General features: G+C 62.7%; 1 protein-coding gene. It reads right to left on the reverse strand.

Translation table 11 applies throughout. From position 1 onward, the window contains the following. Positions 1-308, reverse strand: a 308-nt coding sequence (locus tag JIN85_RS22645; protein ID WP_200274584.1) for a DDE-type integrase/transposase/recombinase, incomplete at both ends; no start/stop codon positions are given.

Here is a 308-nt window from a genome sequence, read left to right on the forward strand (position 1 = left end):
CGCCACAGCCGTTCGATGAACACGTTGTCCATCCATCGCCCGCGGCCATCCATGCTGATTTGCACACCGAGTTCCGTCAGCCGACCGGTCCATTCCGCCGAGGTGAACTGGCAGCCCTGATCGGTGTTGAAGATCCCGGGAACCTTGCCGGTGGAACCCAAAGCCATTTCCAAAGCCTCCAGGCAGAGGTCGGTGCCCATGGTATTGGAAACGGCCCAGCCGAGCACCTTGCGCGAGTGCCAGTCCATCACGGCGCACAGGTAGGCGTGGCCGCGTGGCATCGGCACATACGTGATGTCGGCGCACCA

Source organism: Luteolibacter pohnpeiensis, from assembly GCF_016595435.1.
In the GTDB taxonomy this organism is placed as follows: Bacteria; Verrucomicrobiota; Verrucomicrobiia; order Verrucomicrobiales; family Akkermansiaceae; genus Luteolibacter; species Luteolibacter pohnpeiensis.